Here is a 16,355-nt window from a genome sequence, read left to right as displayed (position 1 = left end):
TACGCCCTGCATCCAGGGCGTAAACGCGGAGGAGAACAGATAGCGGCTCGTGCGCATAGGATGCAGCCATTCGAGCAGGGCTGCAGTCCACGGATTGGCGACGCCTCGAACGAGCGGGCTCGAGAAGGTCGAGTAGAGCCGCTCGTATATTTCTGACACCTGACGGACTCGCTCGAAAGCGTCATTGGCCGCCCGAAATCTCAAATCCTCGACCTTTCGCCTTTCGAAGCGAACCGAAAATTGCGGCTTGCGGCAATCGGGATCGCCCGAAGGATTGTCGATCTTCATTTCGTAAAGGCCGGGCGCGAGTGCGTCGAGCTCATGAAGGCTTTCGAGGATACCGCGGTGCTCGAGGCGCGCCACCTTTGCCGAGACGAAAATGCCGAGATGGCCGACATGCGGATTTGTCAGGTAGACGATCCTTTGTCCGGCCGCCTCGAGATCGCGGGTGTCCTTGTAAACCACCGGGATCCATCCCAACGCCTGATGCGGCGGAGTGATGTTGTCTCCGTAGGAGGCAAAGATCACGAGTGGGTTGCGAATACGGCGAAGATCAGCCACGCAGCCCTCGCAAACAGGAAATTTTCCTTCCTCGATCTTGTTGCCGATAAATAGATTATCGATGATGGCGATGATCTCTTCACGACTCAAGAAATAGAAGCCGTTCCACCAGCGCTCGAATTCGAGAAAGCGCTCGCGCTCGCCGTCGACATTCGAGAACAGGTTTGCATATTTTTCAAAGACAGCTTCAGGCTTCAAGTTCTCGAAATTCTGGACGAGCCAAGCGCCGTCGAAACGGCCGTTCCCGAGATCGGCCAGCAGATGGGCTGACCACGCGCCTCCGAGAAGGCCTCCGGCAAAGCGCATTGGGTTGACGCCCGATTCGCCCGCCCAATAAGAGAGCGGCGAGCCATTGAGCACGGCAGGACCGACTAGCCCTTCGCAATCGGCCGAGAGCAGGGTGATGGCCCAGCCCGCCTGGCAGTTGCCATAAAGGACGGGGGGCTTGCCGGGGTGGCGCTTGGCGACCTCCTCCACGAAGCGCCTCAACGCGTGCAGCACGTCGGCGAGCCTTTGATCGAGACAAGGCTCGGAAAAGAAGCTCACGAAATAGACTGCGTGGCCTTCGTGCATCGCCATGCCGATTTCAGAGTCGCGCTTGAAACCACCGATGCCGGGCCCGTGGCCGGCGCGCGGATCGAGGATAACGACCGGCGGCTTCGACTCGTCGAGACAGTTTTCGAGACAGGCGTCGCCGATACGGGTGATGCGCAAGAGTGCGTAATTGGCGGGCGTCTCGAAGCGGCGAGCGTCGAACAGCATCTCGTAATCGAAGTCGAGCAGAGGCGGCTTGCCCGCGCGCTCATGGGCGATCATGTTGTCTGCGCGCTGCCGTAACGTATCAAAGAACAGGATCGAGCGTTCGATCAGGTCACGCTGATAATCCAGCATCTCTTGCGCAAAGTTGGTAGCTCGCGCCCGAGGAGAGTCTCGCTGCAGCTGCTGCTCGGCGTGGCGCACGGCCTCCGGAACGGGCAGAGTATTGTGAGCCGATTTCACACTGGCGCTTGCCGATCCGAGAGTCGTTCGATCCACTTTTGGCCTCCAAGACTCGAACCGCGTGGCGAAGAAGTCGACCAGCGCAAGAAGGCTAGCGCTACGCGCCCTCGATAGCCAATCGGGGATTAGCCGGCGAACGGAGCGATTTTGTTCATGTCCCTGGCCTCTCGAGCTCTGCCGCGGGCGATTTATTGGCGCTTGAAAGAAAGCCTGATATGCGCTGGCTCGGATGAGGAGGGCATGTCGACGTTCACATCGATCAGATAGTTCGTCCTCGGAGCTATGGTGAAATAGTTTCCGTAGGTCAGGGCGCCTGCTACCGTGAAGGGCTCGAGCTTCTTCTGCTCTGCGGCTAAGCCTACCTCCGCGACTTTCGCGGTGACATCCGCATCAGTGATGCGACTGGATGTCGCAGCGTCGAAGAGTGCGACCGTCAAGTGATAGGCATTTTGCGACCGGGGCGGGCCGCCATGCATGGTCGCTTCTGGATGCTGCTTTTCGTGACCGCGAATGGTCGCGGCCGGGATGATCGCGTAATAGAACGTAATTCCATGGTCGGTCATATGGCCGGCGCCATCCTCCGCCAGCGAGCGAAACGAGATGAGCAGGGCAGTCAACGTCGCAACAACGAACGGGAAAAGGCGTTTATTTTCCTGCGTCTCCATGGCTCTCATCTCTCCAGAGGCATAAGCTTGTCGCATGCGCCCCTATTCGAATAGCTGTCGCGCGTGGTCGCCGATGCGCCCGTCGCGGTTTCGCAAGACGCGGGAAGTGTTTTTTTGGAGAAGTAGTTCGCATTTTTGGGCCGTCTACTCGCCGGGTAAACGTAAATTCAGGCCGGAAATCAATGACATTCGCGGCGGTCTCCCGCGCCCGTCCGGCCCCCTGCGCGCTTCGATCGAGCTCGAGCTTCTTGCGGCGGCCAAAACAGCGTATATTTCATACGGGCTGGAGAGCGTCGATGTTCCGCTGGCTGCGTCTCTTGATTTCCGTTCTGGCTCTCCTGGCTGTCACGGCCGGGGGAACAGGCGGCGCGACGGCCGCGTCGACCCATCACCATGATTGCGCTTTGATGGCCATGGACGATTCCCCGTGCGAGGGGGATATGGGTGTCCTGCCGCCGTGCCACGACTCGATGCTATGCGCTGGCCTGCAGATCCTGCCTCCTCCGCATTTCAGTATCTTGGATCGCGTGGTCGAGCTTCGCTTCGTATCGCAGGTGGAAGGCTTCTCTCGTCCTTCCGGTCTGCGCCCGACTCCGGACCTTAGACCTCCAATCGCCTGAAGCTTTCACCTTCGACCGAAGTCTGTGTCGCCGAGCGGCAGCTCGCGCGCGAGACACTAATGGCGCTCGCCGTCGTGTTGCGCCCTGTCGAAAAAGAACCGCTCGAAAATCATTGAGGTCGAACGAGCAAATCTGCGATTCCAAATCGCAGATAACGAGGACGCATGTCTTTACGATGTCCTTATAACACATTGATTATATTTGGTACTCCATCTTGAAGATGCGACTGTCGATGGCTACTTCGTAGTCGTTCGCCGGTTTCGATTTCTGAACATCGAAGAGGCGTCTCTTCCAAGATGCCGAATCGCGTAGGCAGCAATCCGATGAGGAGTGAAGCACATGATGAAAATCGTTAAGTCGCTGGCATTGGCGTTTGTCATTTCGGCGATCGTCCTCCCGCCAGTGGTCCGCCCCGCTTCGGCGCAGCAACTTGCGGCCCTGTCGACACAGGACTGGTATCAACGCATCGAGTCGACGCGAAAGAAAGCGCAGGGTCATCCCTGGGTCAGCGCGATCATCAAGAAGATCGACGTGGGCTCGGGGGAGTTGACGATCTCCCATGGAGCCATAGCTCACGCGAAGATGCCGGCTATGACCATGACGTTTCCGGTGCGAGACCCGTCCGATCTGACGGCCCACGAGACCGGCGATCACGTCCAGATCCAGGTCGCAGACGACGGCGGAGTCATCAAGATCGTGCATGTCAAAAGCGGCAAACGTCGCTGAGGTCTCGCACAGGCCCATTCCGTTTGGAGCGGGCCTGCTCTTCACAAAAGATCGCGAGAGAGGCCGTAAGGTCGGTGAGTTTCGACAGACACCAGGCTGGATTGCGGCGCAAGGGGAGGCAACGGTTTTTAAGCAAAATCCAGCTCTCTTGAAAATTGTTTCATCGGAAATGAATGCGAGAGGATCGCATGACTATCACACAAGTTTCCAAGGAGTCCTCGGCATCTGGCCGAACAGAGCCGATGATCAAAGGCGACCAGGAGAAAGCCGTGGCCACGTCGATCGTGCAATCCGAGCTCCCGAGACCGGCGAGTGGCGAAGCCGTCGCTATCCCTTCGACGCAACGTCTCGAGCTTCGCGTCGGCGGCATGACCTGCGATCATTGCGCTGCGACGGTGGAGAAGGCTCTGGCGAAGATCGCGGGCGTCGTCGCGGCTCGGGTGAACCTCGCGACCAAGCTCGCGCGGATCGATTACGAGCCGACGATCGCCAAGATTAGCGATATTCTGCAAGCAATTCGGTCCGCCGGCTATGTCCCGGACGCGGCGGTGGTGCGATTGCCGATAAGCAATATGCATTGCAGCTCGTGCGTGGTTCGGGTCGAGCTGGCGTTGCGCAACGTGCCCGGCGTCATTTGGGCGAGGGCGAATCTCGGCCCGAATGTCGTAGACGTCGAATATCGTCCAGACAGCGTCGATTTCTCGGCGCTACGCAAGGCGATCGAGTCGGCGGGCTATCGCGTGGCGGAGCCGAAAATCGAGCTCGGGAGCGAAGCGCTCGATCCGGCCGAAGCGGCGAACGAACAAGAATACCGCAGTCTGATGCGCAAATTCTGGTTCGCCGCCGTGATTTCGGTTCCTGTGATGGCGCTGAGCTACCCCGATCTCATCCCGGGCCTGCGCGAGTGGATGCCCATGGGGAGCGACACGCGGCGCATTGTCTGGGCGCTGCTGGGCGTTCTGAGCCTGCCAGTGCTCGTCTGGGCGGGATCACAATTCTTCACCGGAATGTGGGACGCGCTGAAACATCGCGCGGCCAATATGCATACGCTGATCGCGATAGGCATCAGCGCCGCCTACGCTTATTCGGTCGTCGCGATCGTGTGGCCTGGTTTCTTCCCCGAGATGAAGCTCGCGGAGGTATTCTGGGACGTGACCGATGTAGTCGTCGCGCTCGTCGTCCTCGGCTTGGCCCTCGAGATCAAGGCCAAGGGTCGAACCTCGCAAGCGATCAAAAAGCTCATCGGCCTTCAAGCAAAAACGGCGCGCGTGGTCCGCGACGGCGCGGAAGTCGATTTGCCGGTCGAAGAGGTCGTCGTCGGCGACACGGTCTTGGTACGACCGGGCGAGAAGATTCCGGTCGACGGCAAAGTCGCAGCCGGAGCGAGTGCGGTCGATGAATCGATGATCACCGGCGAATCGATGCCGATCGAAAAGCAGGTTGGTTCCGAAGTGATCGGCGGGACGCTCAACAAGACGGGGAGTTTCCGATTCGAGGCGACCAAGGTCGGCAAGGATACGGCGCTTGCCAACATCGTTCGAATGGTAAAGGATGCGCAAGGATCAAAGGCGCCCATTCAGCGCGTCGTCGATGCGGTGTCTGGCTATTTCGTGCCGAGCGTCATGATCCTCGCGATTCTCGCAGCGATCGTCTGGTACGACTTCGGGCCGGAGCCGCGCGTCATTTTCCCGATCGTCGTGCTCGTGACGACTCTGATCATCGCATGCCCCTGCGCATTGGGCCTCGCCACGCCGACGTCGCTCACTGTCGGCATCGGCAAAGGCGCCGAGAACGGCATTTTGATCCGTTCGGGGGATGCTCTTCAGGCATCCGAGAAACTCGACGCGATCATTCTCGACAAGACCGGGACGATCACCAAGGGCGAGCCGGCCTTGACCGACGTCGTCGTGACGCAAGGCCACGACGCCCCGACTGTTCTACGCCTGACGGCGTCGCTCGAGCGCGGCTCGGAGCACCCTCTGGGCGAAGCAATCGTCAAAGGGGCCGAGGCGCGCGATCTCGTTCTGTCTGAGACAGAGGGCTTCGCCGCCATTCCGGGTCGTGGGGTGAGCGGCCAGATCGATGGCCACGCCATTCTGTTCGGCAACGCCAAGCTGATGCGCGACCGGGGAGTGGCGATCGAGACGCTGCAGGTGGATTGGGAGCGTCTCGCGAGCGAGGGCAAGACCCCGATGTATGTGGCGATCGACGGCGCCGCAGGCGGTCTCATCGCCGTAGCCGACACCGTAAAGTCCGACTCCAAAGCAGCGATAGAGGCTTTGCAGCGGGCGGGCATCGAGGTCGTCATGCTCACGGGAGACAATGAGCGCACCGCTCGCGCCATGGCCCGGCAGGTGGGCATCGAGCGCGTCCTCTCCGAGGTCCTGCCCGACGACAAGGCGCATGAGGTGCAAAAGCTCCAGCTCGAAGGCAAATCCGTCGGCATGGTCGGCGACGGCGTCAACGACGCCCCGGCTCTGGCGCAAGCCGACGTCGGCTTCGCGATCGGCACAGGGACGGATGTCGCAATCGAAGCGAGCGACGTGACGCTGATCAAAGGCAGTCTGATGGGCGTGGTCACCGCGATCGAGATCAGTCGCGCGACAATGAGCAATGTGCGTCAGAATCTGTTCGGCGCATTCGGCTACAACGCGCTCGGCATTCCGGTGGCGATGGGGGTTCTTTATCCCTTCATTGGGCTTTTGCTGTCGCCGTTGATCGCCGCTGCGGCCATGGCGTTCAGCTCGGTGACGGTTGTCACGAACGCCAATCGCCTGCGTTTATTTCAACCGAAGAGGCTATGAGCCGTTCGCCCGTTTGCTGATTTGAATTCGGTTCGGCCACGAGGGGATGCGAGATGTTCGACATGAGGCGCCATCAGCGGTGTAGTGGCTGTTCTGGACGAGCGAGGGCGGGGGCAGTCGGCGTTCTGGCGAATGTCGTGCTCGCCGGAACTATGTATCTCGCTTCGGTCATTGGCGGGTTCGCAAAGGACGACTCGTGGACGAGATGTCGCCAGGGCGGCTTCGACGAACGCATCGCCGGCTGTTCAGAGGTGATCGTCAGCAAGAGTAAGGAAGCAAAGCGCAATCAGGCGATGGCCTATGCCTACCGAGGCGACGCGTATCGCGCCAAGGGCGAGTTGGATCGAGCAATTGCCGACTATGGCGCAGCCATCGCGGCCAAGCCGAACACCGCTTCCATCTTTCTGGGTCGAGGCGAGGCTTATCTGGCGAAAGGAGAGTTCGATCGTGCGATCGCCGATTTCGACAGGGCCTTGACGCTCGACGGCGATCTGGTCGCCGCTTATCTGGGTCGCGCCAAGGCTCACCGAGCCGAGCGCGATTTCGACAAGGCCATATCCGATTTCGATGAGGCGATAAGGTTGGAGCCGAACGCCGCCGCGATCTATCTGGATCGGGGCGACGCTCATCGAGCCAAAGGCGAGTTGGACGGAGCTCTCGCCGACTACGACCGCGCGATAGAGCGCAATCCGGAGACCGCAGCCGCTTTCCTGAGTCGGGCGGACATCTACCGAGAAAGGGGCGATCTCGAGCGCGCGAGGGGCGACCTCGAAGCCGCTTTGAAGCTCGACCCGCAACTCGATCGCGCGAAAAAAGAGCGCGAGGACATCGATGCGCTCATTGCTCGGCGGTCGGTTCCCGCTCCGACTCGGGCCGAGCCGGCCACTCCTCCCGCGTCCGTTCCGCCGACACGCATGAGCGCGGATCGCTGGATCGTGACCTCGCTCGGCGTGGCGCTCATAGGCTTCATCGTGTGGTTCTTCTGGCTGAAGCGGACCAGAGGCGTCCGTTCGTCCGAGACGACGGGCGGCTATCAAGAAGCGATGATCCTGGTCAAGGGCGGCTATACGCCGGACACGATCATTGTCACGCATGGCCGTCCCGTGCGCCTGAATTTCCGCAGAGAGGAGACGGCGTCGTGCTCCGACAAAGTGATCTTCGCGGATTTCCAGAAGAGCGCCGACCTGCCGACGGGACAAACGGTCTCTGTAGAGCTGCTCCCGAAGGAGCCGGGTGAATTCGGCTTCGGATGCCCGATGGGCATGTTCCGCGGCCGCCTGATAGTCGAATAGGGGGAAAAGATGTCACACGATCATTGGCAGCATGGAAATTCGAGTGGCGACCAATCCGGCGGGGGGCTGTTGCGATCACGCGCGGGCTTTGTCCTGATCGGGTTTCTGTTGATCGGGGGCTTTCTACTATTCACCGAGCATCGAGCGCATGTGCTCGGCTTGCTGGTCTGGCTCCCCGTGCTCGCTTGTCCCCTCATGCATCTCTTCATGCACGGGGGACATGGCGGTCACGGCGGTCACGACGATCATGGCCCGCGCGAGCAGTGAGAGGAGGGCGCCGATGCATTCCGATACTCCTGCCTACGGCTTGTGGGGCCTCGCGTTCATCAACTCGGTCGTGTTCATCATGTTCGCCTACAGCTTCTTCAAGCCACGCACGAGCCGCGACTGGCGGTCGTTCGGCGCGTTCAGCGCGTTTCTCGTTGCGCTTTTCACGGAGATGTACGGCTTTCCGCTGACCATCTATGTTCTCTCGGGATGGCTGCAGAGCCGTTTTCCCGACGTCGACTGGTTCTCGCACGATGCCGGCCACCTGCTGGAAATGTTGTTCGGATGGCGCGTAAATCCGCATTTTGGGCCATTCCACATTCTGAGCTTCGTTTTGGTCGGAGGAGGATTCATACTCATCTCCACTGCATGGAGCGTGCTCTACCGGGCGCAGAAGCGCGGCTCGATCGCGGTCAGCGGCCCTTACAGCTACGTGCGGCATCCGCAATATGTCGGATTCATACTCGTCATGCTGGGTTTCCTGCTGCAATGGCCGACGTTGCTCACGCTCGCCATGTTTCCCGTGCTCGTCGTCATGTATGTGAAGCTCGCCAGGGCCGAGGAGCGCGAAGCGCTCGCGGAGTTCGGCGAGACATATCGATACTACATGTCGGGAACGCCCGCCTTTTTCCCGCGTCTCGATCGGTTGTTCGGTGGCCGCTCTCGGGACGACAGGATCGGATGACGCCACGACGATCGAATGGCTGGCGGTCGTGGGACGCGGTCGAAGCGGTGGGCTTCGACCGTCCGGCTATAGGTCTCGGCGGATCGACGCCGCGGCGGAAGGGAAAGGGCGCATCCTTTCGCACAGTAGCCGTGAGACTTGATGGCCAAGGGGTCCGAAGCCAAGGGGCGCGAGCTCCTCGCGCATAATCCGATTTCGGCGCTCGGATGAGCAGTGACCGAGCGTTTCAATGTGAAGCCGGACGCCGGTTTGGCGAGCCTCGCTTCCGGAGCGAATGAAATGCTCAGGCGAAGCGCGACATTTAGCGGCGGCGCCGCAATCCTCAATTCGCTAATCGTCGTAAGATCACGCCCCCTTTTTGTCAGGCGGTCTAGCGGGCCTTGCTGCGTGGTCCAGCCGCCGGATTCCCGGCTGGACGCCTTTGCGGGTTGCTTCAGCTTCGCCGGGGAATCGTCCGAAGACGATAATCCATAGCCAGTTCAGAGGACATGCGAGCATGGCGACGATCAAGATGATGTCCCACCATGTGACGCCGAAGGCGAATAAAATCAGCCCGGCAAGGAGGATGGTCGCTACTGGGCAGAGCCACGCGTGCTCGCGGAGAAAATCTTTCATCATGTCGTTCGCCCTTCTCTCCTCGGTTACGCCCGCGAAAACCGAATGAAATGGCAAGGCCGACACTCTTCGGGAGGTGATTTGCTCCCAGGGACAATCGACGTTCGCCGTCGATCTGGCGCGTGCCATCAGTTGGCTTTCACGCCGGCTATTTCAAGTCGCAACGACGCCGTTCGTCAGAAGAAGCTTGTCGAATAGAAATACTTGATTGGGGTCAGGAAATTCACCGTGTCCGGATTTCCCATGGTATTCACAGCGTGATAAAATGTCTCGAATAATATTGAGACGCGCCGCCTTTTTATCGTCGGCCTTCACGACGATCCAAGGAGCGAACACGCTGTGGGTTCTCAGCAGCATCTCGTTGCGGGCTTCGGAATAATCCTGCCAACGATTCAAGGCCTTTTCGTCGACAGGGCTGATCTTCCATTGACGCAGCGGGTCTTCCCGTCGGCGTTGCAGCCGTTTTTCTTGCTCATCGCGCGAGATGTCGAGATAATACTTGATGATTTTGACGCCGCAATGCACGAGCAATTGCTCGAACATCGGCGCGGTCTGCATGAACTGTTCATATTCCTCGTTGGTGCAGAAACCCATGACGCGTTCGACGCCGGCGCGATTGTACCAGCTGCGATTAAAAATCACGGTTTCGCCACTGCTCGGCAGATGCGCCACATAACGTTGGAAATACCATGATGCCCGATCATGGTCCGATGGCTTGCCGAGCGCGACGATCCGCGATTCGCGTGGGCTGAGGTGCTCGGTGATGCGCTTGGCCGCCCCGTCCTTGCCGGCGGCGTCCCGACCTTCCAAAATGACCAGGATCTTCTGCTCTAACTTGATCACATGTCTTTGGAATCTCACGAGCTCGACCTGAGCGGCGTGCAGCGCCTCGCGGTAGGCGTCATTTCCGAATTCGGTTTCACTGTTGTTCGGTTTCATTGAATACTCCTATGCCCTCGCATTGCGGGAGGATTCACGGTGAAGTCGCAGGCGCGACCGTCCTTGGCTCGTTTAGGAGGCAATGGCCTCATATTTGTACATGAGGCTGCTGCTCTCCAGCGGCATGACGCCCGAGGTTAGCTTTGCGACGAAACGACACCGCCCACAGCGCCGGTCTTGTCGAGCCAAAAGATGCGCGGTCTCGCGAACAGGAAGCGCAGGTCCGAGCCCCGAACCAGCCAGAACAGCGCAAGCGATCCGATCACTCCAGCGACAGTGACAATGAGCGACATCAGCCCGACGTTCGTGACGAGCCCAAAATGGACCAGCGCAAGGCGACTTGCGGCCATTGGCAGAAAGAAACCGAGGTAGATAACAATTGAATTGCGGCCGCAATAGCGAAGCGGGGAGAAGAACTCATACGTTGCCATCAGCGCGGACACGCCAACGACCGCGCAGGCGCCGGAGAGCCCAAGCGCAAGCGAGACGAAAGGCCGCGCCGAATGCCCGTCGAACACGAGGAAGCCGTTGACTAGCGCCCATAGAGTGAGTGCGGCGGTCGCGGAGAGTGGTCTTAGCTGGACAGTGCTCGCGAGCCCAAAGATTCGTGATGCGAGCAGATAGCCTGAATAGAAATAAACGAAACGGCTCGCAAACTCGTCCACGATCAAGATACCCGTGTCGGGACTTGAAATTTCGAGGGCTGCAGCGATCGTCAAAATGACCCGGGGAGGAACTCGCCGGAAAAGCTTCGTGAGGACGAAGAACACCGGGAGCAGATAGACGAACCACAGCGTGCCGAAGGGTTGGATAAAAATCAGGAGATATTCCTGCAAAATCTCGCGCGGTCTGAATTCGGAGACGAGCGACGGGACCTTGACGACGAATTGAATGCTCGCCCAGAGCACATAAAAGTACACGAAATGCGCGACCTTACGGTCGAGATAGATCTTCCAGTCACGGTCGATGACGTTCGCGAGAAATAATCCCGAAATCAAGAAAAAGCCTGGAATCCGAAAGGGTTTGGCGAAGAGGACCAGATAGTGCATGAAGCCTTCTCTCCCGACCGCTGCCTCGACGCCGAGAGTGGAGTGCATCATTACTACGAAAATTATGCAGAACCCTTTGGCATAATCGACCCAATCGACTCGTTCCCTAACGGGGCTCATGGAGTTGATCCGTTCCTGACTCTGAGCGCCTGCCGCACCAGCGCTTCGTTCCAATATAGTGCAGCGCCTTAGCCAGTGGCTCCGTCGCCAACAAGGTCACGACCTTTGGATATCGCTCGGGGACGACCGGCGAGTGCGTCCTTGCTTCCAGACCGATGCGGCTTCGTGTTCGAAATCCGCATCGAGTTCGATTCTCCTTTCGTCCAATATGACGTATTTCAGTCACCAAACGGTTGACTGCCCTATCAAGGCGGCAGAAAACAATCGAACGATATCGAGCCTCTCGTTCGCTTTCACTTTCAGAACTGCGAACCCATTCTCCTCTTTGTGAAAAGTCACTCGTTCGACCGAGCCGACGAGCGTTTTCCGCGGAGAGGCGGTTTCCGATGCCGTTTCAGACTTCGAGGCGAGGCCCTGCCGCTTCGAATTTCTTTGGGCCGCTCGATATTCTGACCGTTGCTAGAAGAGGCAACGCCGCCGGCGACGCGTCGACGACGCGATACTCGACGCCACAGCGCGGAACGGCGCCTTTCCGACGGCGCAGCCCGTCGCGCACATAGGCGCGCGCCTCGTCCTCCGATCCGAATTCGCGCGCGAATGTTCGCCCCCGACAGCCGATCCGGCCGAAGGAGACGCGCACGATCCATGCTCCGAACAAATCGCGCCCTGCCTCGACGCGCCACGAACGATGGCGGTTCGCCTCCGGATTTCGGCCCTGCAACGCAATCGCGATCTCGTCCATCGCCGCCATGCCGGCCCTCCACGCTGCCGCTTCGCATTCGCACACGAATGAATCACGAATGGGAATCCGGAGCAAAGGGAGAGGGGACATGGCTACCGCTAGCGCCGTCCGCGCCGACAAGGGTGCGTCGCCGAGGCTCCCGCGCGTTCCGCGCGCCCTTGCGGCCCGGCCGTCTCGCGGTCGGCCGACGGCGTTTTGGGAAAGGAGAAGGAGAAATCGAGCTCTCCGCTCCGCCCGCCCCGAGAAAGGGACGGAACGCCATGAGCCATGACCCGGAAATCGAACAGCTGCGGGCGAAGACCAATTGCGCCGCGCTGCTGGAGCGCTCGACGCCGCCCTGGCGGCTCGATCGCCGAGAGAGCACGAAGAATTGCCTCAAATATCGACGCGGACAGGGAGAAATCCTGATCGTCAATCACGAGGGCCGCGGCTGGTGGGATCCACAGAGCGACGCGAAGGGCGACGTCTTCGATCTCGTTCAGCATCTCGATCCCGCCCTGAATTTCGGCGAGGTCCGCAAGGTGCTGCGCCGTTTCACCGGAATTCGGCCGATTTTTCCCGCCGCCGATATCGAGAGAAGACGCTCGCGCGGCGAGAAAGCCGCGCCTCTCGCGATACCGGTCAGATGGGCGCGGCGGCCCCGGCTGCGGCGCGGCTCGCCGGTCTGGCGATATCTCACCGAGGAGCGTCGCCTTCCCCCGAGCGTCCTGGCCCGAGCCGTCGCCGCCGATGCGGTCCGAGAAGGACCCTATGGCAGCGCCTGGTTCGCGCATCGCGACCATGAGGGAAACGTCAGCCATATCGAAATCCGCGGCCCCGACTTCAAAGGGTCGGTGACGGGCGGCGACAAGATCCTGTTCCGCTTGCCCGGCGGTTCCGAGCCGCCGACGCGCTTCGCCCTCGCCGAGGCGCCGATCGACGCGCTCAGCCTCGCCGCCTTGGAGAACATTCGCGCCGACACGCTGTATGCGGCGACCGGCGGCGGCATGGGTCCGAAAACGATCTCTGAGATCGAGGCGATCGTCGCGCGCCTCGCGCGCATCCCGGGCTCGCGCTTCTGCAGCGCGGCCGACGCCAATCCCGCCGGCGACCGCTACGCGGCCCGCCACCAGCAGATCGCTGCAGCCGCCGGCGTCCCCTTCGAGCGACTGCGTCCGCCCGTCGAGGACAGCGACTGGAACGACATGCTCGCCCAGAGAGAAAGGACCACGCCATGACATTGCACCGCGCCTGGATGCTGCTCAAATCGGGCGGCCGGCTCGACCTGCTCGATCCGAAGCCGGACGCCTGGACCGACGAGGATCTGGCGATCGGGCTGTCGCGCACCTATCGCTGGGGCGGATATTCGGCATGGGACCTGCCGCTCAGCGTCGCCCAGCACAGCCTCGCCGTTCTGGCCTTGCGCGAACGCGAAGGAAAGCTCACCCCCCGTGAGTCTCTGCGCGAGCTATTTCATGATGCGACCGAGGCTTTGGTCGGTGGATTCGACCCAATCAGCCCATTGCGGCCGCATCTCGGCGAGGGCTTCGCACGGCTCGATCGGCGGCTGCAACAAGCGGTCGATCGACGCTATCGCCTGCCGCAGTGGACCGACGAGAGCTACGCCCTCCATAAACGCGCAGACCGACAGGCGGCGGCGAATGAAGCCTATCATGTCGTCGGCTGGAGCCGCGACGACATCAGATCGAGCCTGCAGATCACGCTCGATCCGCTCGACGACGACCCCTTGCCCCTGCCGCCCGGCGTGGCGCCCTGGGAGCCGTGGCCGCCGAAGCTCGCCAGCGCACTATTCCTTCAAAGGCTCGGTGAGATCGGCGACGCGATCGACGTCGCCGACGCCGTCGACGAATTCGCGATGGACGACACGCTCGCGCAACTGGCCGAAGCCTTCTTCCAGCTGCCCGAGGCGACGCGCCGTCATTGCCGACACATCCCGACCGGCAAACGGGACCTGGACACGCTCGTTCAGGTCGAAGCCGACGACGGCTCGCAATCCGTCGAGGGCGTCGTCGTCGACGGCGAACGCAACGACACGGGCGCCTTCTACTTCGACGATCACTTCGTCGTCTTCACCACCATCGACACACAACGCGGAGAACTCATCCGCTGCAATGGAGCGAACTGCCATGTCGAGATACTCTGACATCGATCCGCTCGCCGGCATGGAGGAGTGGGACCGCTTCGAACCTTGCTTCGACGAGCCCTCGGAGCCGCAGCCGCCCGCCGACGCCTTCGACAAGGCGGCGGCGACGCTCACGCCCGCGCAAGCGCAGGCCGCCGCGCATTTCGGACCGATCCTCGTCCTCGCGGGAGCCGGCACCGGAAAGACCTCGACGCTGACGGCGGCGGTCGTGCATCGCATCGCCGTCGAGCGCATTCCGGCTTCGCGCATCCTCGCCGTCACCTTCACCAACAAGGCCGCCGCCGAAATGGCGTCGCGCATCCGCGCCGCGCTCGACGGCCTGGCGGCTCCTTCCTGGCTCGGCACCTATCACGGGCTGGCGGCCCGTCAGCTCCGCGATGCGCCGGAGATCGCCGAGCTTCGGCCGAATTTCGACATCGTCGACGCCGACGACAGCCGCCGTTTCGTCAAGCGCGTCATGAAGGCGCAAGGCCTCGATGGCGAGGAGAGCGGCGACGCCAATGCACGCGATCCTCTGAAGATCATGTGCAACCGCGTCGCGAAGTTCAAAGACAATCTGATCACGCCGGCCGGCGCCGCCGCCTGGGTCGAAGCCAAGATCGCCAAAAGCGATCGTTCCCGCGAGCCGGTCGATCCCCATACATTGCGCGCCGCCGCGCGCGTCTACGCCGATTATCAGCGCGCCCTGCGCGAGGCGAACGCCGCGGATTTCGGCGACTTGCTACTCTGGCCGACCCTCGCGATGCGCAAGGACGACGCCTATCGCGCCCGCTGGGCGTCGCGCTTCGATTGGCTCGCCGCGGACGAATATCAGGACGTCAATTTCGCGCAATACAGTTGGCTGAAGTCTTTCGCCGCCCTGCACGGACGTATATTCTGCGTTGGCGACGATGATCAGGCCATTTACGGCTGGCGAGGCTCAGACATAGTGTATATCAGGCGGTTTCACCAAGACTTCCCGAGCGCTTTGCAGGTCCGTCTCGAAGAGAACTTTCGATCGACCGGACACATACTCGCCGCGGCAAATGCGGTCATCGCACGGGACAAGAAACGCCTCGGCAAGACACTCTACACACAAAAGGAGCAGGGCGACAAGATCGAGATCGTCGCCTACCGCGACGCCCAGGCCGAGGCCGCCGGCGTCGTCGAGGAGATGCTCGCCCGCCACGCCGAGGGAACGCCCTGGCAGGATATCGCCATCCTCTATCGCGCCTCCTTCCTGTCGCGCGGCTTCGAAGAAGCCTTGATGCGGGCTCGCATACCGCATGTGATCGTCGGCGACGTCGGCTTCTATCAGCGCGCCGAGATCAAAGATGCCCTCGCGCTCCTCCGTCTCGCGGCGACGCCCGACGATCGCCAATCGGACGAGGCCTTCCGCCGCGTCATCAACGAGCCGCGCCGCGGCTTCGGCGCGAAGGCCATGGAGACGGTCGAGGCGGAAGCCTCGTTCCGAAATGTTTCGCTGCTGCGCGCCCTGGACACCGCCGAGCTGCCGACGAAATGCCGCGCGGCCGGGTTGCAGTTCGCCGACCAGTTGCGCCGCATTGGCGAGGATCGCTCTCACACGCTCGCCGATCAGATCTCGCTGCTGCTCGACGCCACCGGCTATCGCGCCATGCTGCGCGACAGCAAGGCCGAGAGTTCGGAAGATCGGCTCGAGAACCTGCAAGAGCTGATCTCGCTCGCCGGCGAGTTCCACACGGCGCGCGAACTCCTCGACCATGCGGCGCTCGCCACCAGCCGCCCCGGCGAGGACGAAACCGACCGCGTGCGCCTGATGACTCTGCACAAGGCGAAGGGCCTCGAGTTCCCGCATGTGTTTCTCCCCGCTTGGGAGGCGGGGGTGTTTCCCTCGGATTACGGTGACGCCGATGAAGAGCGCCGGCTCGCGTACGTCGCGCTGACGCGCGGCATGCGGCGCGTCAGCATTTCCTACTGCGCTTTCCGGCGCGGCTTCGGAGCGCCGTCGCTATACGTCGATGACATACCCGACGAGCACTGCGTCAGAGGACGTCTGCGCGATGCAGAGCGGCGCCGCGGCGCACCACGCCAGCCAGTCGATTGGCGGAAGCTCCCGAGCCACCTGCGGCGGTCGTGAGCACAGTCCGCAAGAAGGAACGAGAACCAA

Annotated in this window: 15 protein-coding genes; 9 read left to right on the top strand and 6 right to left on the bottom strand. The window is 61.3% G+C overall.

From position 1 onward, the window contains the following. Both METLW3_RS0124910 and METLW3_RS0124905 read right to left on the bottom strand, forming a co-directional pair. On the bottom strand, positions 1-1,452 hold a 1,452-nt coding region (locus tag METLW3_RS0124910), incomplete at its 3' end, for a DUF3141 domain-containing protein (RefSeq protein WP_024882417.1). Positions 1,453-1,748: 296 nt separating this feature from the next. Then, the gene (locus METLW3_RS0124905) at positions 1,749-2,225 is read right to left on the bottom strand and encodes a hypothetical protein (protein ID WP_024882416.1); all 477 of its coding nucleotides are present in this window, start codon (positions 2,223-2,225) and stop codon (positions 1,749-1,751) included. 296 nt (positions 2,226-2,521) lie between these two features. Here METLW3_RS0124905 and METLW3_RS26650 point away from each other — a divergent pair, with 296 nt between their 5' ends. From METLW3_RS26650 to METLW3_RS0124880, 6 genes are all read left to right on the top strand, one after another. Further along, on the top strand, positions 2,522-2,845 hold the full coding sequence (locus METLW3_RS26650) for a hypothetical protein (RefSeq protein ID WP_036310487.1): 324 nt from the start codon (positions 2,522-2,524) through the stop codon (positions 2,843-2,845). Between the two features lie 339 nt (positions 2,846-3,184). Further along, complete coding sequence (locus METLW3_RS27255) at positions 3,185-3,571, top strand: copper-binding protein (protein WP_024882415.1); 387 nt, start codon at positions 3,185-3,187, stop codon at positions 3,569-3,571. Positions 3,572-3,840: 269 nt separating this feature from the next. Continuing rightward, complete coding sequence (locus METLW3_RS0124895) at positions 3,841-6,375, top strand: copper-translocating P-type ATPase (RefSeq protein WP_245267520.1); 2,535 nt, start codon at positions 3,841-3,843, stop codon at positions 6,373-6,375. 152 nt (positions 6,376-6,527) lie between these two features. Next, on the top strand, positions 6,528-7,667 hold the full coding sequence (locus tag METLW3_RS27995; RefSeq protein WP_198022928.1) for a tetratricopeptide repeat protein: 1,140 nt from the start codon (positions 6,528-6,530) through the stop codon (positions 7,665-7,667). Between the two features lie 9 nt (positions 7,668-7,676). Next, entirely contained in the window at positions 7,677-7,934 is a 258-nt protein-coding gene (locus METLW3_RS27990) for a DUF2933 domain-containing protein (RefSeq protein WP_084485014.1), read from the top strand. Between the two features lie 13 nt (positions 7,935-7,947). Continuing rightward, positions 7,948-8,619, top strand: coding sequence for an isoprenylcysteine carboxylmethyltransferase family protein (locus METLW3_RS0124880; protein WP_024882412.1), 672 nt, complete (start codon positions 7,948-7,950; stop codon positions 8,617-8,619). A 345-nt stretch (positions 8,620-8,964) separates the two neighbouring features. Here METLW3_RS0124880 and METLW3_RS0124875 read toward each other — a convergent pair whose 3' ends face one another. From METLW3_RS0124875 to METLW3_RS26640, 4 genes are all read right to left on the bottom strand, one after another. Next, positions 8,965-9,237 carry a hypothetical protein gene (locus METLW3_RS0124875; protein ID WP_024882411.1) on the bottom strand — a complete coding sequence of 91 codons (273 nt, stop codon included), beginning with the start codon at positions 9,235-9,237 and terminating at the stop codon, positions 8,965-8,967. A gap of 150 nt (positions 9,238-9,387) precedes the next feature. Further along, the gene (gene ppk2, locus METLW3_RS0124870) at positions 9,388-10,173 is read right to left on the bottom strand and encodes a polyphosphate kinase 2 (RefSeq protein WP_024882410.1); all 786 of its coding nucleotides are present in this window, start codon (positions 10,171-10,173) and stop codon (positions 9,388-9,390) included. 137 nt (positions 10,174-10,310) lie between these two features. Further along, positions 10,311-11,342 carry an acyltransferase family protein gene (locus METLW3_RS0124865; protein WP_024882409.1) on the bottom strand — a complete coding sequence of 344 codons (1,032 nt, stop codon included), beginning with the start codon at positions 11,340-11,342 and terminating at the stop codon, positions 10,311-10,313. A gap of 394 nt (positions 11,343-11,736) precedes the next feature. Next, complete coding sequence (locus METLW3_RS26640) at positions 11,737-12,204, bottom strand: WGR domain-containing protein (RefSeq protein WP_157516700.1); 468 nt, start codon at positions 12,202-12,204, stop codon at positions 11,737-11,739. Between the two features lie 140 nt (positions 12,205-12,344). Here METLW3_RS26640 and METLW3_RS0124855 point away from each other — a divergent pair, with 140 nt between their 5' ends. The 3 genes from METLW3_RS0124855 to METLW3_RS0124845 are packed head-to-tail and all read left to right on the top strand — an operon-like array spanning position 12,345 to position 16,325. Continuing rightward, the gene (locus METLW3_RS0124855) at positions 12,345-13,301 is read left to right on the top strand and encodes a DUF3991 and TOPRIM domain-containing protein (RefSeq protein WP_024882407.1); all 957 of its coding nucleotides are present in this window, start codon (positions 12,345-12,347) and stop codon (positions 13,299-13,301) included. Continuing rightward, positions 13,298-14,227 carry a hypothetical protein gene (locus METLW3_RS29000; RefSeq protein ID WP_024882406.1) on the top strand — a complete coding sequence of 310 codons (930 nt, stop codon included), beginning with the start codon at positions 13,298-13,300 and terminating at the stop codon, positions 14,225-14,227. The genes METLW3_RS0124855 and METLW3_RS29000 overlap by 4 nt, the downstream gene beginning before the upstream one ends. Continuing rightward, positions 14,211-16,325: a UvrD-helicase domain-containing protein gene (locus METLW3_RS0124845; RefSeq protein WP_245267519.1), complete on the top strand. Its 2,115-nt coding sequence runs from the start codon at positions 14,211-14,213 to the stop codon at positions 16,323-16,325. Before METLW3_RS29000 ends, METLW3_RS0124845 begins: the two co-directional genes overlap by 17 nt. The last annotated feature ends 30 nt before the right edge of the window (positions 16,326-16,355 follow it).

The organism is Methylosinus sp. LW3 (genome assembly GCF_000527115.1).
In the GTDB taxonomy this organism is placed as follows: Bacteria; Pseudomonadota; Alphaproteobacteria; order Rhizobiales; family Beijerinckiaceae; genus Methylosinus.
The sequence above is the reverse complement of the archived record's forward strand: the minus strand, read 5'-3'. Positions and strand labels throughout refer to the sequence as shown.